Here is a 16431-nt window from a genome sequence, read left to right on the forward strand (position 1 = left end):
AGCACATGCAGCAGGACATGAAGGTGAATTTACAGGGTAAGGTCGCCATCGTGACCGGGTCCACGCAAGGGCTGGGGGCGGATATCGCCCTGGCTCTGTGTGCCGCCGGTGCGTGGGTGCTGATCGTGGGTCGCAGCCAGGAAGAAGGCCAGCGTACCGAAGCGCGTTTGCAGGCCGTGGGCAAGGCCCAGTTCATGGCCGCCAATATTTGTGATGATGCGCAGCTGGATGCCTGCGTGCAGGCCGCCCTGGCACAAACCGGCCGTATCGACATTGTGGTGAACAATGCCTGTTCCTATGGGGATGAAGGTCTGGCCTCCAGCCGGGAGCTGTGGCATCAGACGCTGGATGTGAATCTGATCTCCAGCGCGATTCTGGCCCAGAAAGCCACGCCGCATATGGGGCAGGGCGGGGTCATCATCAATATGGGTAGTACGGGTGGGAAATTCGGCGTGGCCGGACGCGCGCTGTACCCGGCTTCCAAAGCAGCCATTTTGCAGTTCACCAAAAGCTTGGCCGTGGAATTGGCGCCTTCGGGGATTCGGGTGCTGACGGTTTCGCCAGCCTGGACCTGGTCGCCGTCCGTCGAACGCATGAGCGGTGGTTCGCGTGAGCTGGCCAATCAGGTGGGGGCGCAGGTTCACCCTTTGGGCCGAGTCGGTTCCGGCGAAGAAGTGGCACAGGTGGTCTTGTTTGCCGTGTCGGGCGCGGCTTCCTGGATGACAGGGATTGATCTGCCCGTGGACGGTGGCTTTTCCGTGCTGGGGCCCGAGCAGGGCAAGTCGCCCCGTCACTGGTTTGAACGCTGGCAGGCGCAGTCGTCTGGCTCATAAATAGAAAAGTGCGGTAAAAGATGTCCAGGGCTTGTGAACACCTGTTTCTGCTTGTGTGTTCACAAGCCCTGACCCCGTTCAGGGCAATTTAAAAAAAGGTGTGGGATGACAGACTCAACAAATAAAAAATCGTATGCCGTCATTGTGGTGGGCAGTGGCATCAACTCCCTGGTATGTGCCGCCTTGCTGGCGCAAAAGGGCAAGCAAGTCCTGGTACTGGAACGTAACGACCGTGCGGGTGGGTGTATCCGTACCGAGGAGCTGTTCCCTGGTTTTACCCATGAACTGCTGTCGTCCTGGTACCCCTTGTTCACTTCCGGTGCTGCCTACGCCCGTCTGAAAGACGATCTGGCCGCGCAGGGCGTGGAGTTTCTGGAAAACGGCTATACCACTGGCGTGGTGGGCAGTGATGGCAAGGGCATGGCCCTGCGCCACGATGTGGGCGATTCGATTCAGCGTATCAATGCTCTGCAAGCAGGCGATGGCGATGCCTTCGGTGCCATGTGCAGCCAGTTGTTCGAGCGCGATGCAGGCCTGACCTTTGGCTTGCTGGGGACCGAGCCTTACAGCCGTGGCTTGTTGGGTTTGCTGTTTTCGCAATGGCGCAAGCGTCGCATGGACGGCATGGTTCAGTACGGACGCGAGTCCCTGGAGTCCTTCCGCCGCTGGGCCGACCGTGAACTGAAAGATGACCGCGTGCGCGGCATGATGGCTCCCTGGGTCCTGCATTCGGGCCTGGGCCCTGATGATGCCTGCTCGGCCCTGATCGGCAAGCTGACCTTTGCCGCCGTGGTGGCCGGTGGCATGCCTGTGGTGAAGGGCGGCGGCCAGAATCTGGTGCGTGCCCTGTGCGCCATTATTGAAAAGGCCGGTGGCCGTATTCAGCTGAACACCGAAGTAGAAGAAATTGTGCTGGAAGGACAAAAAGCCCGTGGCGTGCGTGCCGGTGGCCAAGTCTACGAAGCCAGCCATGTGGTGTGTAACGTCACGCCTCCACAGCTCTATGGCCGTCTGTTGCCGAGTGCCCCCGCCCAAGTGCGTGAGCAAGCCCATGCCTATCGCTTTGGTCGTGGCGACATGCAAATTCATCTGGCTCTGGACAGCATGCCCAACTGGAGCGACCCGGAGTTGCTGAAAGTGCCTTTGCTGCACCTGTCCGACAGCCTGGAGGACGTCAGCATGAGCGTGGCCCAAGCCAATAATGGCCTGATCCCCGCCAAGTTCACCGTTGCTATCGGCCAGCCATGCTCTCTGGACCCCAGCCGTGCGCCGGAAGGTAAATGGATTCTGTGGATGCAAATGCAGGACATGCCATCCAAATTGCGTGGTGATGCTGCTGGCAAGATCGATGTTCCCGCAGACGGCAAATGGACCGAAGAAGTCAGCAAGGCGGTGGCCGAGCGCATCATCGACCAACTGGAAGGCGTCATGCCTGGTTTGCGTCAACAAATCGTTGGCCAGAAAGTGCTGTCGCCAGCCGACCTGGAATCCATCAACTGCAACCTGGTGGGCGGCGACCCGTACTCGGGCATTTGTTCCCCCGACCAGTTTTTCTGGATGCGCCCCTTTGCCGCCAGTAACGGTGCCCGCTCCCATGCAACACCGTACAAGAACGTCTACCACATCGGTGCGTCTACTCACCCAGGCCCAGGCCTGGCAGGGGCATCTGGATTTATGGTGGCGGAGCAGATTCGTTAAGACTTGCCGGTCTTGGCTCTGCTCAACAAGCACGTCGCGTACTTGGATGAACAAACGGCCCGAACCGTTAACAAATTGATTTGTTAACGGTTCGGGCCGTTTTTATTGATGGCTCAAGTGGCTGGCGGTGAGCGGCGATACCACGCAATACCGAATAAAACAGTCAGCACACCTAGCCATTGAAGTGGCAATAGCTTCTCATTAAAAAACACATATCCCAACATGATGGCCACGACTGGTTTGGCCAGAGTGGAAATCGAAGCCAGGACCACATCCACATACTTCAAGGCATAGGCCATTAAACCGTGCCCAAGAAGCTGACTGAAGATAGCCAGCGCAAAGATCGTCAACCAACCTTTGGGAGAGGTGGGAAATAAGGGGGTACTGCTAAGGAGTGCAATGGGCAGCAACAGGGAGCCGCAGATCAGGCTTTGCCAGATAATGATGTTTCTGGAGTTAATGGAGCCGCGCAGCTCTTTAAGAAGCATAAAGTAGATGGCGTAAAACAAGGCGGAGTTTAGGGCCAGTAAGTCGCCAAGGAATGAGTGTTTGGAAAAGGATAGCCCCCCATTCTTGGCAAGTACCAGCACAGTGGCTCCTGCCAGTGCAATCAGCAGGGATAGGCTTTGTCGCGCTGTGAGCTTTTCCTTCAAGAATATATAAGACAAGAGGGCGACAAAGACGGGAGAGAGGTTCATCAGGATGGCTGTGTTTGCCATGCTGGTAAAGGTAAGTGCCCAGTGGTTTGAAAGCAGGTCTATGGTTGATGCAAGGGCTGAGAGAAACAATAAAACCAGAAGGGTTGCCGGACGACGGTGGATGCTTGCGGGGGGGGGGGATGCGTGTGTTGATCCAAGTCTCAGGATGCCTGCGATCCCTCCGGCAATAAACATGCGCAACATCAATGTTGAAGTGGCATCTACTTCGCTTAATTTCACAAAGAAAATAGCTGAACCCATTCCAATCGTGCTTACGATCAGGGCGAGAATGGGCAGCACCTGATAACCAGATTTTTTCATGGTATGGGTGTTGCATGGCAGGTGTGAGGAAGGAGCTTGGGCTTTTTGGTTTTTGTTGTGGCTTCAGCTTTGAATTTGATTTTTAACAAAACCGAATCATTTTTCTTTTATTGTCCTTACGCGTGGATGGATATTGGCTGGCATTTTGCCCAGTTTGGAAACGAGGGTAGAAACAGTTTCTTATCCATGCAGAGGCTGTTTCGCTTTAAAAAATTTGCTTGCTGACTAGAGCGCCATGAACCAATGCACTGATTCTTCGGTATTCTGTGCATGTTTTCTGCTGCCTCGCCGGTTTCAGGCGTGGGGCCTTATTGTTTAGCCGGAGTTTTCTTGATGCACGCTTTTCGCCGTTCGCGCCTGTGTGCCTTTTTGTCTTTGTGGCTGCTGGCTGTGGTGCTGGCAGTGGCGACCGTCCCTGCCGCTGCCGAGACGATGGCATTGACGCCTGCGCAGGCCAGTGAATCCCTGAATGAATTGCGTGACACGCTGCAAACCGTCCAGGAGCGTTTACAGAAAAATGATGGCCTGGGTGACTCGGAACTGGTTGCTCTGCGCAATCAGTTGTTGCTGGCGCAAGAGCAGGCTCAGGAAATGAGTGTGCGTCTGGAGCCTGAGCTCTTGAGTGTGACGGCGCGTCTGAATCAGTTGGGACCCGTGGATGATCCCGCTGGTGAATCCGAGGATATTGCGCGTCAGCGTACGCAGTTGCAGCAGGCGGTGACCGAGCTGGACGGCATGATCAAGCTGGCCCGTTTGATCGGAGTGGAAACGACACAAGGTCTGGATCAGGTATCCAAACAGCGCCGTGTGATCTTCCAGGCGGAGCTGGGTCGGCAGTCGCAATCGGTTTTGACACCGCGCTTCTGGCGTAATGTGTCGCGTGACTTGCCCGGTGATCTGGCTCGGGTCGAGCGCATGCGCAAGGATCTGGCTCAGCGGGTGATTGACTTGCCAGCCTATGTGCTGTGGTCGGCAGGTGCCTTGGCTTTGGTGTTGCTGGGTCTGTCGGTCTGGGCCGTACGGGGGCTGGAGCGCTTTACCATCAACCACACCAAGCCCTCGCGTTTGCGACGCTCTTTTTATGCGACGGCCTTGATTGTGCTCTATAGCCTGACGCCCGGCTTGCTGGCTTCGGTGGCGGCAGGGCTGTTTTACTGGAACGGCAATCTGGCTCCGGATCTGGCCAGCTTTGTGTCCAAATCCGTGTTCGCCTTGTACCTGGGCGGCTTTGTGACCGGGATGGGGCGCGTGCTCTTGTCGGCACAGCGTCCTAGCTGGCGCTTGCCTCCCATCCCCAGCAATGTGGCTTTGAAGCTGGCCTGGTTGCCGATTGCGCTGGGCATGATGGTGGCCCTGACTTGGATGTCGCAGCAATTGCTGGGGCTGATCAACGCCACGCTAAGCACCACCTTGCTGGTCAACAGTTTCAACACGCTGACCCTGAGTATCTTTATTGCGATTGCCGCCTGGAATTTAAGCCAGGGGCGTGAGAAGACACCGGCTCCTGAAGGGGGCGAGGATCAGCAAAAAACGGCTCCGGTACAGCAAGGCGCAACCTGGTTGCGCGCTATTCCCATTACCTTGGGTGTGGTGATTGTGCTGGGCATGATTGCCTTCTTGCTGGGCTACATCGCTTTGAGCAGCCTGATTGTGCAGGAGATGTTATGGCTGAGTCTGGTGATTTGCACCTGCTATGTGCTGGTGGCCCTGATTGCCGATATTGGTCAAAGCCTGCTGTTGCAGTTCAGGGAAAAACGGGCCTCCAACGAATGGACCAGCACGCAATTGCGCGGCAGTAGCCAGATTGTGATTGTGCTGTCCGGGGCACTGCGTCTGTGCCTGATTATTACCGCGATTACCTTGGTTTTGCTGCCCTTTGGGGAAGACCCCACGCAGTGGTTGCAGCGGCGTCTGGGTTTCCTGGTCAAGGGCTTTTCTCTGGGGCAGGTTCAGTTAAAACCCAGCTCGGTCCTGCTGGCCGTGCTGATTCTGGTACTGGGCATTTTGTTCGTCAAAGCCTTGCAGCGCTGGGTCGCCAACCAGCTTTTGCCCGCCACGCGTATCGATCCCGGTATGCGCGTCTCTACTGCCAATCTGTTCAGCTATGTGGGCTACTTCATTGTGGTGGCTACGGCGATTTCCTCTTTGGGAATTGGCCTGGAGCGCATGGCCTGGGTGATTTCCGCCTTGTCGGTGGGTATCGGTTTTGGCTTGCAAGCGGTGGTGCAGAATTTTGTGTCGGGCCTGATCTTGCTGGCGGAACGTCCCATCAAGATTGGTGATTGGGTCAGCCTGAACGGGGTGGAGGGCAATGTACGCAAGATCAATGCCCGCGCTACGGAAATCGAGATGTTTGACCGTTCCACCCTGATTGTGCCGAACTCCGAGTTCATCACCAAAACCGTGCGTAACGTGACCTTGAGCAATCCCTTGGGCGTGGTGAAGGTCAAGATCAATATGCCTATCGATACGGATGCTAAACGGGTGCGTTCTATCATGCTGGATGTGATGCAGAACTACAGCGATGTGCTGGCTGATCCCCCACCGGACGTGACGCTGGATGGCTTTGATGCCAACGGCTTGCAGTTTACGGCGACTTGCTACGTGGCCTCGCCACGAATCGGCAGCCGGGTACGCAGTGTCCTGATGTTCGATATTCTGGATGAATTGCGCAAAGAAGGGCTGGTGCTGCACCATACGCAAACCATGACGGTTTTGCCAACGACGCCGGTGGCCAGCCAGACGGAAAGCAATAACCCTTTGTTGAATGATTGAACCTAGGTAAAAACAACAGGCAGCGCCCAGGGAGACAGAAGCTATGAAGCCGCTACGACTAGGTGTGCAGGTCTTGCTCTTGTGCCTGAGCCTGATGGGGTTCTGGACGGGGGCGCAGGCACAAGCGCTGTCCGAGGTAGAGCAAGAGCGTCACATGATGCGGGAGCTGCAGCAGGCTCAGGATGAAATCCGCCTGATGCAGTATCGACTGGAAGGCAACCAGGTTGCGATACGGCGTGAGCGCAGCTACGAGTCAGAGCAAAAACTTCAGCAAACGCAGGAACTGGCCGGTCGGGTCGTGCAGTCTTTGGAGCGACGCAGCCGCTTGCTGCGTGCACGTCTGCAAGAGCTGGGCGAGGACGCGGGCGACGAGGCTGAGCAGCTCACTTTGCATAACGAGCGCATGCAACTGCGACGAGCCGATGCTGCCTTGCGGGCTGATTTGCGTGTGGCCCGTTTAGTTCAGGTGGAGGCACAGCAGACCCGCCAGCTCCTGAAGGAAGCCACCGCGCGCTACGATCAAGCCAAACGCTGGCAGCGCAACTCTTCCCTGGTCCTGTTGGAGAACCTGCCCCAGTTGAGCGAGGCCTGGCCTGCAGACCGACAAACGCTGTCGGACTTTGCTCAGCAGTGGCGTCAAACCTGGCAGAACAGTAGCTGGCAGCAAAGCGGTGCTTCGTTGTGGATGGCGGCTGCGGTATTGATGGTGACGCTTGCCTTGCTCCGCGCCATGCCGGTGTGGGTCAGTCGTTATTTGCCTGCTGGCCGCCTGCGTCGCTCCAGCCTGACGATTGCCAATTTCCTGCTGTGGTTTCTCCTTTGCTGGGTCCTGGGAGACCTGCTGGTGGAGCTGGTGTTCGACCGGCCCAAGCTGCAAGCCCTACAGTTTGAACTGCTGGCACACTTGAAGGTAGCAGCCTGGGCTGCCGGCTTGGCGATAGCCTGTATTCTCGGCATTGTGATGCAGCCCCGCGCGTCGTGGCGTTTGATTCCCATTTCTGACCAGACCCACAAGCGCTTGGGGTATTTTGCCTGTGCCTTCTTCCTGGTGGCGTATGCGGATGTCGCAGACAATTTCTTCAGTGGCTCTATCGCTATATCGGATGCTTTTCAGTACCTGATTGATAGCGTGAGCAGCCTGCTGTATTTGCTTGTGTACGGCTATGGTTTGTGGGTTGTGCGCGGTGAGCTGTTTGGCAGGACCGAGGCATCGGGGCAGGGGGCAAAAACAGGACGTAGTTGGGCGCGTCTGGCCTTTAAAGGGGCTGTCGTCATTTATGTTCTGGTGCTGGGCTTGTTCATAGCGGGCTGGCAGCGTCTGTCTGATGATTTGATGTCCTACTTCATCACGATGCCCTTGGTGTTTGGCCTGATCGCTTATGTGTGCATGGTCTGGCTGCAGGATGTATCGGACTCTTTGCTGGCGTATTTGCAAAATCGTAGCCGTGATCCCGAAGCCACGCCCATCCGTGTGCAGAGCCAGTTCATTGTGGTGTTCTTTGCCATCGCTCGTATGGCGGTGCTAGGTCTGGCTATCTGGATGGTCAGCTCGGACTTGTTAAGCGAGCCCAAACAGTTGCTGGAGTCGGGGCTGGATGTATCGCGTGAATCCTTGCGTCTGGGGGCGGTGCAGTGGCGCCTGGATTTGTGGCTGATTGCCTTGGGCGTGATGCTGGTAGGCGCCGTGCTGATCCACTTTTTGCGTGTCTGGCTGCGTCAGAACTACATGCCCAACACCACACTGGAGCCCGGCCTGCAAAATGCCATCGTGGGCATGGTGGGCTATGTCGCTTACTTCGTTCTGCTGGTGATTTGTCTGTCCATGCTGGGTGTGCCGATTGAGTCAGTCACCTGGATCTTTACAGCCTTGACGGTGGGCCTGGGCTTTGGTTTGCGGGGTATTGTGCAGAACATTGCTTCTGGCCTGATGCTGATGGTGGAGCGCCCCGTCAAAGTCGGGGACTGGGTGGAGGTGGAGGGCAGCGAAGGCAATGTGCGCCAGATCCGTTTGCGGGCGACGTATGTGGAGCGGTTTGATCGCACGATGGTGATGGTTCCCAACGCCCAGATGATGGGGCGGCAGGTACGCAACCTGACCTACACGCCCACCTCTTTGGGGGCGATTGAGTCCCGCTTGTTGTTCCCACTGGATGTGGACGCGGATGCAGTCATGCAGATTCTGCGCGACGCAGTGCTGTCCGAGCCGGAAATTCTGGACGAGCCTGTCCCCATCCTGTCGTGTGACGGGATTTTTGGTGATGGGGTCGCGTTCAGTACGCGTTGTTTCATCAACAGCATGCGGGTGCACCGCCGGGTGCGCAGCAACCTGATGCTGGATATCTTGCGCCGTCTGCGTCAGCAGGGCATCAGCTTGCATCCTGCGCAACGCTGGGTGCAGGAAGCCATGGACAAGGACAGGGCCGAGGACGAAGACCTTTAGGGTTTTCCCAGTGATTGAAAGCTGAAATATTCATCCGTATAATTTGTTTAGCCGCACTAAACAGAAAAGGCGCGTAATGCGCATCAGGATGGATGAGACATGAGCAAGAAACAGTCCCCACAGGACGGGGCCCCCGTATCGCCATGGCGTGCCGCCAGCGCTGCGGGTTTGGGCACCATGATCGAGTACTACGATTTTCAGCTGTACGGCGTCCTGGCGGTCACGCTGAGCGTGCTGTTTTTCCACGCCGGTAATGAAAATGCGGCCTTGCTGTCCACGCTGGCCGTGTTTGGGGGCGCCTTTCTGGCCCGGCCCTTGGGCGGGATCTTCTTTGGCTGGTTCGGTGACAAGCATGGCCGTACCGCTGCCTTGATGTTCACCATTGTGGGTATCGGGGTGGCCAGTGCCTTGATGGGCATGCTGCCCACCTACGCCACCCTGGGCCTGGCTGCACCGGCCTTGCTCTTGCTATGCCGTTTGCTGCAGGGCTTTTTTGCCGGTGGTGAAATTACCGGCGCGGCCACGTATGTGGCGGAATGCTCGCCCCCCGGCAAACGCGGTTTTTTTGGTGCATTCAATCCGGCAGCGGCCACTTTGGGCTTGTCCCTGGCCACGGGCGTAGCTGGTTTGGTGACGGCATTGGTGGGCAAGGAAGCCATGCTGGATTGGGGCTGGCGTATTCCCTTCCTGCTGTCCATTCCCTTGATCATTCTGTGCGTCTGGGCCCGTTCGCGCATTGAGGATTCGCCGCGTTTCAAGGAAATGCTCAAAAGCCATCATCCCGAGCACTCGCCCTTGTCCTTGATTGTGCGTGATTACCGCCGCCCCCTCTTGCAGGTCATAGCCATTGGTTTTGCCCAGAATGCGGCAGGTTACGTGGGCGTGGTCTACCTGAGTACCCACTTGATCCACACCCTGAAATACGACGGCACCGCAGTGTTCTGGCTGATTTCCCTGGTTACCTTGTGCTCGGCCTTCATCATGCCTTTTGCCGGCGGCCTGTCTGACCGCTTCGGTCGCAAGCCTTTGTTGACGATTGGCTTGCTGGGCTATCTGGTGCTGGTGCCGCTGACCATGTGGGTTGCCTCCTGGGGCAGCTTCCCGCTGGCGGTGATTGCTGTGGCCGTGTCCATTCTGCCGTTCATCGTGGTCCAGGCCGTGGGCTACCCCTTGTATGCCGAATTGTTCCCTACGCGAGTGCGCTATAGCGGCGTGTCGCTGGGCTTTAACATCGCCACCATTCTGGGTGGAGCGACGGCGCCGTTCGTGGCGTCCTGGCTGACGGGCTTGACCGGTTCCAGCATGGCACCTGCCTTCTACGTGATGGTGGTGGCGCTGATCGGGATTGTGGCTTTGAGCACGGTGCAGGAAACCTCTGGCCGTCAGTTGGCCGATTGATTTTCAAGGAAGTTAATGATGTCCGGATATTTTCTTTATCACTCCATTGGCATGTTCGAGGGCAAGGAAGCCGCCATGCGTGCCGAGCTGGATCAGTTCAGCCAGGTCTGGTCGGCACAGGATGATGGCCAGTGGGGCTACGCTTTGGGCCAGAAACAGGCGTTCATGGATGCCTGGGCCAGCCTGATTGGTGCTGACTCCAAAGACATTGCACTCAGCGAAAACGTCACTGGCGGGCTGTACAGCATTCTGGGCTCCTTGCCATCACATATGCTCAAAGGGCGTACCTTGCTGGTCGCGGCGGATTGTTTCCCCAGCCTGCATTTCCTGCTGCAAAAGCTGGCCCTGCGTCTGGGTTTCACCCTGCGCACCGTGCCCTTGAGTGCTGGCCTGTCCTACGTGACGGACGATGATTTCATCAATGCCTGGGATGACAGCGTGGGCGTGGCTCTGGTGACCTGGGTCAGCTCTACATCCTCGCACCGGGTGGATGTGGATCGTATGGCGCAATGTGCGACGGAACACGGCAGCCTGATGGCGCTGGATTTGACGCAAGCCGCTGGTCTGGTGCCGTTCACCGTGCATGAAGGCGTGGCCTTTACCTTGTCGGCCTCCTTGAAGTGGGCTTGCGGAGTATCCGGTGCCAGCCTCTTGCATGTGCGTGCGGATTTGATCGAGCAGTGCGAGCCGGAGTTCCGTGGCTGGTTCAGCCAGGAAAATCCTTTCAACTGGAATCTGGATCAGTTCAGCTATGCCGACGGTGCGCGTCGTTTTGACCACGGCACACCGGCTATTTTGGGCAGTATCGCGTCCTTGCCGGGCATGCGTTTTGTGCTGGAAACCGGCGTGGACAAATTGCTGGAACAAAACCGCGCATTGACGGCTGTTTTTCTGGATCGTGCGGCCAAGGCCAATTGGCCCGTGCTGACTCCGCTGGCCGAGAACGAGCGCGGCGGCAGCATCATGTTGCGCGCCAGCAGTGCCCAGCGCGCTCAAGCCATGGTGGATCAGCTGCGTGAGCAGGAGCTGTATTGTGACCAGCGTGATGGCGTATTGCGTCTGTCGCCCGGTAATGTTTGCACCGAGCAGGATGTGCTGCGCCTGTGCGACACCTTGCAAGCCGGTTGGTAAGGAGGAAGGGGTATGGATAGCCAAACCTGGGCTCATCAGGCCAGTCGCCGCATCGAACGATCGGCCAAGGTCGTGATGGACTATATGGCGGATCTGGATGCTTTGGGACGCTGGTCTCTGGGCTGCTTTGATACGCAAACGGTGGAGCCTGGCCTGGTCGTGGGTACGTCCTTATTTGACGGCGGCCAGACCCATGTCAGCGTGGAGATTCTGGCCGAACAAGGACTGATTCGCTATTGGGTCGGCAGTGCTACGCAACGCACGCCGCGCATCAGCGCCATGGTGCAGCCGCTGGATCAGGATTCCTGCATTTTGATCATGCTGGCCACACGCGGTGCCGATATGGATGAAAACCGTTGGTTGCGTTTGCAGCGTTGCCATGAAACCGAGCTGGATCTGATCCAGGCCCAGTTGCACAGCGCGGCCTAGTTCTGGCGCTTAGTAGCTGGGCGGGGTGATCGCCACAATAAAACGCACATCCTTGTCGTAAGGATTGCGATAGGCATGGGGCAGGCTGGAGTTGAAATAACAGCTGTCGCCCGTTTGCAAACAGTGCTGATCATCCCCGACATCGACCAGCAGTTGGCCTTCGGTCACCAGTACACATTCCTCGGCAGGGTGGCTCCAGCGCTGCCCGACCGAGCTTCCACCCGGTGGCAAGAAGCCCGCCAGCATTTCAATACTGCCAAAGCCCGGCGAGACCCGCTGATACTGCACACCCGAGGCGGATTGAATGCTCATGCGCTCGTTCTGGCGCACTACGGCCACTTGCTCCACATTGTCATCCAGCAGGGAAAACAAGGGCGTATCCAGCGCACGCGCAATTTGGCGCAGGGTATCCAGACTGGGTTGAGTCAAACCGCGTTCCACCTGACTGATCAGGCCGGGGGAGACTTGGGCAAGCTCGGCCAGCTTGCGCAGAGACAGTTTTTTATGAAGTCGGACTTGGCGAATACGCAAAGCGGCCATGTAGGAGCGTGGGGTAAATAGTAAAGCCGTCATTGTAAGACAAGCCCGCAGGGCTGAGGAGCGCGGGGTCTTGCCCAGGTACTGCTGATGGGGCTGATCCCTTCAGTTCTTCGCCATCATATTGGGATCGTCGGCCCATTTTTCCTTGATATGCAGCATTTCAGGCAGGCATTTGTCCAGCAGGGCGATCAGTTGCGGGTCAAAGTGCTGGCCGGATTGTTCGCGCAGGTAGCTGATGCTGCGCTCCACACTCCAGGCTTTTTTATAGGGCCGGTCACTGGCCAGGGCATCAAACACATCGGCTACCGCCACAATGCGGGCGGGCAGGGGGATGTCCTCGCCCTTCAGGCCATAGGGATAGCCACTGCCATCCCATTTTTCGTGGTGATACAGCGCAATCGTGCGCGCCAGTTTCAATAAACCATGTGAATGCTGGCCAATAATGCGGGCGCCAATCAAGGTGTGCGTACGCATGATTTCCCATTCTTCGGGCGTCAGCTTGCCGGGTTTTTGCAGGATGGAATCCGGGATACCGATTTTGCCAATATCGTGCATGGGTGCGGCGTGCAGCAGGTCGTCGGCTGCTTCACTGGAGTAACCCAGCCAATGGGCCAGAATGCGCGTGTAGTGGCTCATGCGGATCACGTGGCGGCCGACCTCGTTGTCCTTGTATTCGGCGGCCGTACCCAGGCAGCGGATAATTTGCAGGCGGCTGTCGCGCAGTTCCTGCATTTGTACCAGGGACAGATGGTTGCGTATGCGTGCCTTCAGAATCGCCGGGTTGAAGGGCTTGGAGATGTAGTCCACCGCCCCCATGTCCAGGCCCATTTGCTCGTCATGTGGCTGCGAGAGCGCCGTCACAAAAATAATGGGGATGTGGCGGGTTTTAAGGTCAGCCTTCAAGGCCCGACAGACTTCGTAGCCCGACATTTGCGGCATCATGATGTCCAGCAAGATCAGGTCGGGCAGATCCCGCTGTGCCAGTTCCAGTGCCTTGACGCCATCCTTGGCAAAGAGCAGCCGGAAATCCTGTTGCAGCGTATGGCGCAGAATCTGCAAATTGGCTGGCTCGTCATCGATGAGCAAGAGGGTGTGGCGCGGCGAGGTAAATTCATTCATGGCGTGGCGGATCCTTGGCCAAGCTTGCATTCAGGTCTTTGATCAGCTTCGACAAGATCAGGCTGGCTTGAACAAAGTCGAATACATCGATGGTTTTATTAAGATCATTCAGGGTATCGGTTTGCCCTGTGCTTTCCAGATACTGACAGACCACCTGCAGGGCAGGCTCGTCCAGCTCGTTGAGCAGGACGCTGTTATGCAGAATGTGAAGGTAGTTCAAGGCAACGTCAGGGGTATGCACCACGACGTGCTGCGGGTCTGAATAAGGCGTCGGTGGGCCGTTGTGGCTAAGTTCGTGCGCGATGCGGTTGAACATCACTTGCAGCTGTTCAATACGGCTGCGCATCTGGCGAGTCTGACCACGACGAATTTTTTCTTCCAGTTCCGCGCTGAGCGCAGAGACTTGCGGCAGGCCCAAATTTCCGGAGGTGCCACGAATCCCGTGCAGGCTGCTCAGCACAATTTCCCAGTTCGGGGACGCTTGCTTGATTTCATCAAGCGGGTAGCGGGTTTGCAGGTCAGACAGAAAGCTCAGCAGGGCTCGGCGCAGGCGTACTTGCGAACCCCACAGACTCAGGCCCATGTCCCAATCGATCAGGCTGCTCTCTTGTGGTTCGACGCTGTGCTCTTGGGGGGCGGTGGTGTTCAAACCCATCACCAGAGCAATCTCTTGCAGCAAGGAAGGCAGATCCAGCGGCTTGGTGGCAAAGCCATTCATGCCGGCTTCCTGGGCCGCATGACGGTCGGACTCCATGACACTGGCGGTCAGCGCAATCAGAGGCAAGGGCAGACGTGCTTCGCGGCGTTCCTGTTCGCGCCACCGGCGGGCGGTTTCCAGACCGTCCATTTCGGGCATGTGCACGTCCAGCAAGGCCACATCAAAATCTTCTTTGGACAGCAGCTCCAGCACCTTGTGGCCGTTATCCGCCGCCGTCACGGAATGCCCGTGCTGTTCCAGAGCCAGGGTCAGCAGCTCCTGGTTCAGGCTGATGTCATCGGCGACCAGAATGCGCAGCGGCGGCAGGTGGGGCACGTGATGGTCGTCTGGGCTCAGGCTGGGTTCTTTGCCGGGCTCCAGAGGAATACGGACCTCAAACACACTGCCCACGCCCAGGGTACTTTCAACGTTCAGCGTGCCGCCCATCAGGTCCACCAACTGGCGGGCAATGGAGACGCCCAGGCCGGTCCCACCAAAACGGCGGCTGATGGAAACGTCAGCCTGCGTAAAGGGGGTAAACACATGGCGCAGCTGATCGGGTGTCATGCCTATGCCGGTATCCGTGACTCGGATGGACACGGCATTGCGTCCGGGTTCAGGGCGTACATCCACCTGTACGGCACCGCTTTGGGTGAACTTGATGGCATTGCCAATCAGATTGTTCAGCACCTGCTGAATGCGCAGCGGATCACCCTTGTAAAAGTTATGCAGCTCGGGCGCATAGTTCAGGCGGAATTCCAGATTCTTGGCATCTGCCGCCAAACGCAGCGAGGCCACAACTTGCTTGCACAATTCAACCAGTGAAAAGTCCACTTGCTCCAGCTCGACCGAGCCGCGTTCCAGCTTGGTGGTGTCCAGAATATCGTTCAGCAAGGCCAGCAAAGAGCGGGCCGACTGGTTGATGATGGCCAGGTGCTTGTTCTGCTGTGCATTGAGCTGATCATTCAGCATCAGGTCGCTAAAGCCGATAATCGCGTTGAGCGGGGTGCGGATTTCATGGCTCATATTGGCCAGGAAAGCACTCTTGGCCTGGGCGGCCTGCTCGGCCTTTTCTGCACTTTGACGCAGGGATTCGGTCAGGGCGTTGTAGCGGCTCATGTCGGTGACAAAGCCGACAAAGATCGGATCACCGGGCTGGCGTACTTTGCCCACAGCCAGGCGCATAGGCATCAGGCTGCCATCTTTACGCAGCCCCGTTACATCCCGGCCCACACCAATGACTTTAGGATCATTGCTGCGCAAATAATTGGACAGATAGCTGTCGTGTCGCGAGCGGTCCGGTTCGGGCATCAGCATGTTCACATTGCGGCCCAGCACTTCACCCGCCTTCCAGCCAAACAAGCGTTCGGCCGAATGGTTGAAGTCCAGAATGGTGCCGTGGCTGTTGATGGTAATAATGCCGTCAATCGCGGTATCCACAATGGCCCGGTTATGCGATTCACTTTCTTCCATCTTCAGAAACAGCTGGCGGTAGCGCAGCAGGCCGTTGGCCGCCGTAACCAGTACCGTCACCGTAATGGTGAAGGTGGACAGCACCATGGATGCAAAGGTGCTGTTGAAGATGATCATGTCATCCGGTGGGGTGGTCTGGCCCATAAAGCGGGCGGCAGCCATGCCGGTGTAGTGCATGCCGGAGATAGCAAGGCCCAGCACAATGCCGCTGATAACCACACGTTGCAGCAAGGTCAGGCGGGTGCGGTGCAGGCGAAAGCGTATCCACAAGGCCAGCGTGGCCAGCACCACGGCCAGCACAATCGACAGGAAGAAGGTAACGGGTTCGTAGCGCAGAACCGGCGCCATGCGCATGGCCGCCATGCCGCTGTAGTGCATGGTGCCTATGCCCAGGCCCACCAAAATACCGCCCACAATCAGGTGCGAGCGCTGCACACGGGCTTGCGACAGGATTTGCAGCGCGACCCAGGACGCCCCCACGCTGGGCAGAACCGACAGCATGGTGATGGCCGGGTCGTAGTGGACGCTGGTACACAGGTCAAAAGCCAGCATGCCAATAAAGTGCATGGTCCAGATGCCACCGCCCAGAGCAATGGCGCCCGTGCAAATGGCAATCTGGCGGTGTATGCGCAAGTCGGCCATGCGGGCAATATGGGCCGTTTGCAAGGCCATGCCCGAAGAGAAGATGGCAACCAGTAAGGACAGGATCACCAGACCACTGTTATAGCTGCCAACCAAAAAGGGAGCCATCTGGTCTGCACTGATGAAGAACTGGTCGAGTATCCGCATAGGTGCTGATGTCCGAAGCGGCCCAGGGGGCCAAGTTAGACGAAATGTGTCAGGCTCCCCCTGTTTACTGGAGGGAATGTAACGGTGAAA

The 16431-nt window shown here is 57.5% G+C and carries 11 protein-coding genes; 7 read left to right on the top strand and 4 right to left on the bottom strand.

Annotation, left to right across the window (positions count from 1 at the left end; genetic code table 11):
- The first annotated feature begins 5 nt into the window (after positions 1 to 5).
- Both DUD43_RS07020 and DUD43_RS07025 read left to right on the top strand, forming a co-directional pair.
- A complete protein-coding gene (locus DUD43_RS07020) occupies positions 6 to 833 on the top strand; it encodes an SDR family oxidoreductase (RefSeq protein ID WP_042488955.1) in 828 nt (275 codons plus the stop codon).
- Positions 834 to 938: 105 nt separating this feature from the next.
- The gene (locus DUD43_RS07025) at positions 939 to 2531 is read left to right on the top strand and encodes a phytoene desaturase family protein (RefSeq protein ID WP_153229699.1); all 1593 of its coding nucleotides are present in this window, start codon (positions 939 to 941) and stop codon (positions 2529 to 2531) included.
- A 113-nt stretch (positions 2532 to 2644) separates the two neighbouring features.
- On the opposite strand, the gene DUD43_RS07030 is transcribed toward DUD43_RS07025, so the two are convergent.
- Positions 2645 to 3550 carry a DMT family transporter gene (locus tag DUD43_RS07030; protein ID WP_153229700.1) on the bottom strand — a complete coding sequence of 302 codons (906 nt, stop codon included), beginning with the start codon at positions 3548 to 3550 and terminating at the stop codon, positions 2645 to 2647.
- Between the two features lie 333 nt (positions 3551 to 3883).
- Between DUD43_RS07030 and DUD43_RS07035 the strand changes: the two genes are divergently transcribed.
- The 5 genes from DUD43_RS07035 (at position 3884) to DUD43_RS07055 (ending at position 11723) form a co-directional block, all read left to right on the top strand.
- Complete coding sequence (locus DUD43_RS07035) at positions 3884 to 6325, top strand: DUF3772 domain-containing protein (protein ID WP_194273454.1); 2442 nt, start codon at positions 3884 to 3886, stop codon at positions 6323 to 6325.
- Positions 6326 to 6368: 43 nt separating this feature from the next.
- Positions 6369 to 8765, top strand: a complete 2397-nt coding sequence (locus DUD43_RS07040; protein ID WP_153229702.1) for a mechanosensitive ion channel domain-containing protein — start codon at positions 6369 to 6371, stop codon at positions 8763 to 8765.
- A gap of 99 nt (positions 8766 to 8864) precedes the next feature.
- Complete coding sequence (locus DUD43_RS07045; RefSeq protein WP_153229703.1) at positions 8865 to 10163, top strand: MFS transporter; 1299 nt, start codon at positions 8865 to 8867, stop codon at positions 10161 to 10163.
- 15 nt (positions 10164 to 10178) lie between these two features.
- Positions 10179 to 11294, top strand: a complete 1116-nt coding sequence (locus DUD43_RS07050) for an aminotransferase class V-fold PLP-dependent enzyme (RefSeq protein WP_228125925.1) — start codon at positions 10179 to 10181, stop codon at positions 11292 to 11294.
- 12 nt (positions 11295 to 11306) lie between these two features.
- Positions 11307 to 11723: a hypothetical protein gene (locus DUD43_RS07055; RefSeq protein ID WP_086061019.1), complete on the top strand. Its 417-nt coding sequence runs from the start codon at positions 11307 to 11309 to the stop codon at positions 11721 to 11723.
- Positions 11724 to 11732: 9 nt separating this feature from the next.
- Here the strand turns inward: DUD43_RS07055 and DUD43_RS07060 are convergent, their stop codons facing one another.
- The 3 genes from DUD43_RS07060 to DUD43_RS07070 form a co-directional block, all read right to left on the bottom strand.
- Positions 11733 to 12296, bottom strand: coding sequence for a helix-turn-helix domain-containing protein (locus DUD43_RS07060; protein ID WP_228125926.1), 564 nt, complete (start codon positions 12294 to 12296; stop codon positions 11733 to 11735).
- Between the two features lie 69 nt (positions 12297 to 12365).
- A complete protein-coding gene (locus tag DUD43_RS07065) occupies positions 12366 to 13382 on the bottom strand; it encodes an HD-GYP domain-containing protein (protein ID WP_153229705.1) in 1017 nt (338 codons plus the stop codon).
- Positions 13375 to 16341, bottom strand: a complete 2967-nt coding sequence (locus tag DUD43_RS07070) for an MHYT domain-containing protein (protein ID WP_153229706.1) — start codon at positions 16339 to 16341, stop codon at positions 13375 to 13377. The genes DUD43_RS07065 and DUD43_RS07070 overlap by 8 nt, the downstream gene beginning before the upstream one ends.
- Positions 16342 to 16431: the final 90 nt, after the last annotated feature.

Origin of the sequence: Alcaligenes faecalis, from assembly GCF_009497775.1 — a bacterium.
Lineage (GTDB): Bacteria > Pseudomonadota > Gammaproteobacteria > Burkholderiales > Burkholderiaceae_B > Alcaligenes > Alcaligenes faecalis_D.

Bases quoted from the DNA above. Each gene is read 5' to 3' on its own strand.
- DUD43_RS07020 (WP_042488955.1), top strand. From the start codon at position 6: ATGCAGCAGGACATGAAGGTGAATTTACAGGGTAAGGTCGCCATCGTG.
- DUD43_RS07025 (WP_153229699.1), top strand. From the start codon at position 939: ATGACAGACTCAACAAATAAAAAATCGTATGCCGTCATTGTGGTGGGC.
- DUD43_RS07030 (WP_153229700.1), bottom strand. From the start codon at position 3,550: ATGAAAAAATCTGGTTATCAGGTGCTGCCCATTCTCGCCCTGATCGTA.
- DUD43_RS07035 (WP_194273454.1), top strand. From the start codon at position 3,884: ATGCACGCTTTTCGCCGTTCGCGCCTGTGTGCCTTTTTGTCTTTGTGG.
- DUD43_RS07040 (WP_153229702.1), top strand. From the start codon at position 6,369: ATGAAGCCGCTACGACTAGGTGTGCAGGTCTTGCTCTTGTGCCTGAGC.
- DUD43_RS07045 (WP_153229703.1), top strand. From the start codon at position 8,865: ATGAGCAAGAAACAGTCCCCACAGGACGGGGCCCCCGTATCGCCATGG.
- DUD43_RS07050 (WP_228125925.1), top strand. From the start codon at position 10,179: ATGATGTCCGGATATTTTCTTTATCACTCCATTGGCATGTTCGAGGGC.
- DUD43_RS07055 (WP_086061019.1), top strand. From the start codon at position 11,307: ATGGATAGCCAAACCTGGGCTCATCAGGCCAGTCGCCGCATCGAACGA.
- DUD43_RS07060 (WP_228125926.1), bottom strand. From the start codon at position 12,296: ATGACGGCTTTACTATTTACCCCACGCTCCTACATGGCCGCTTTGCGT.
- DUD43_RS07065 (WP_153229705.1), bottom strand. From the start codon at position 13,382: ATGAATGAATTTACCTCGCCGCGCCACACCCTCTTGCTCATCGATGAC.
- DUD43_RS07070 (WP_153229706.1), bottom strand. From the start codon at position 16,341: ATGCGGATACTCGACCAGTTCTTCATCAGTGCAGACCAGATGGCTCCC.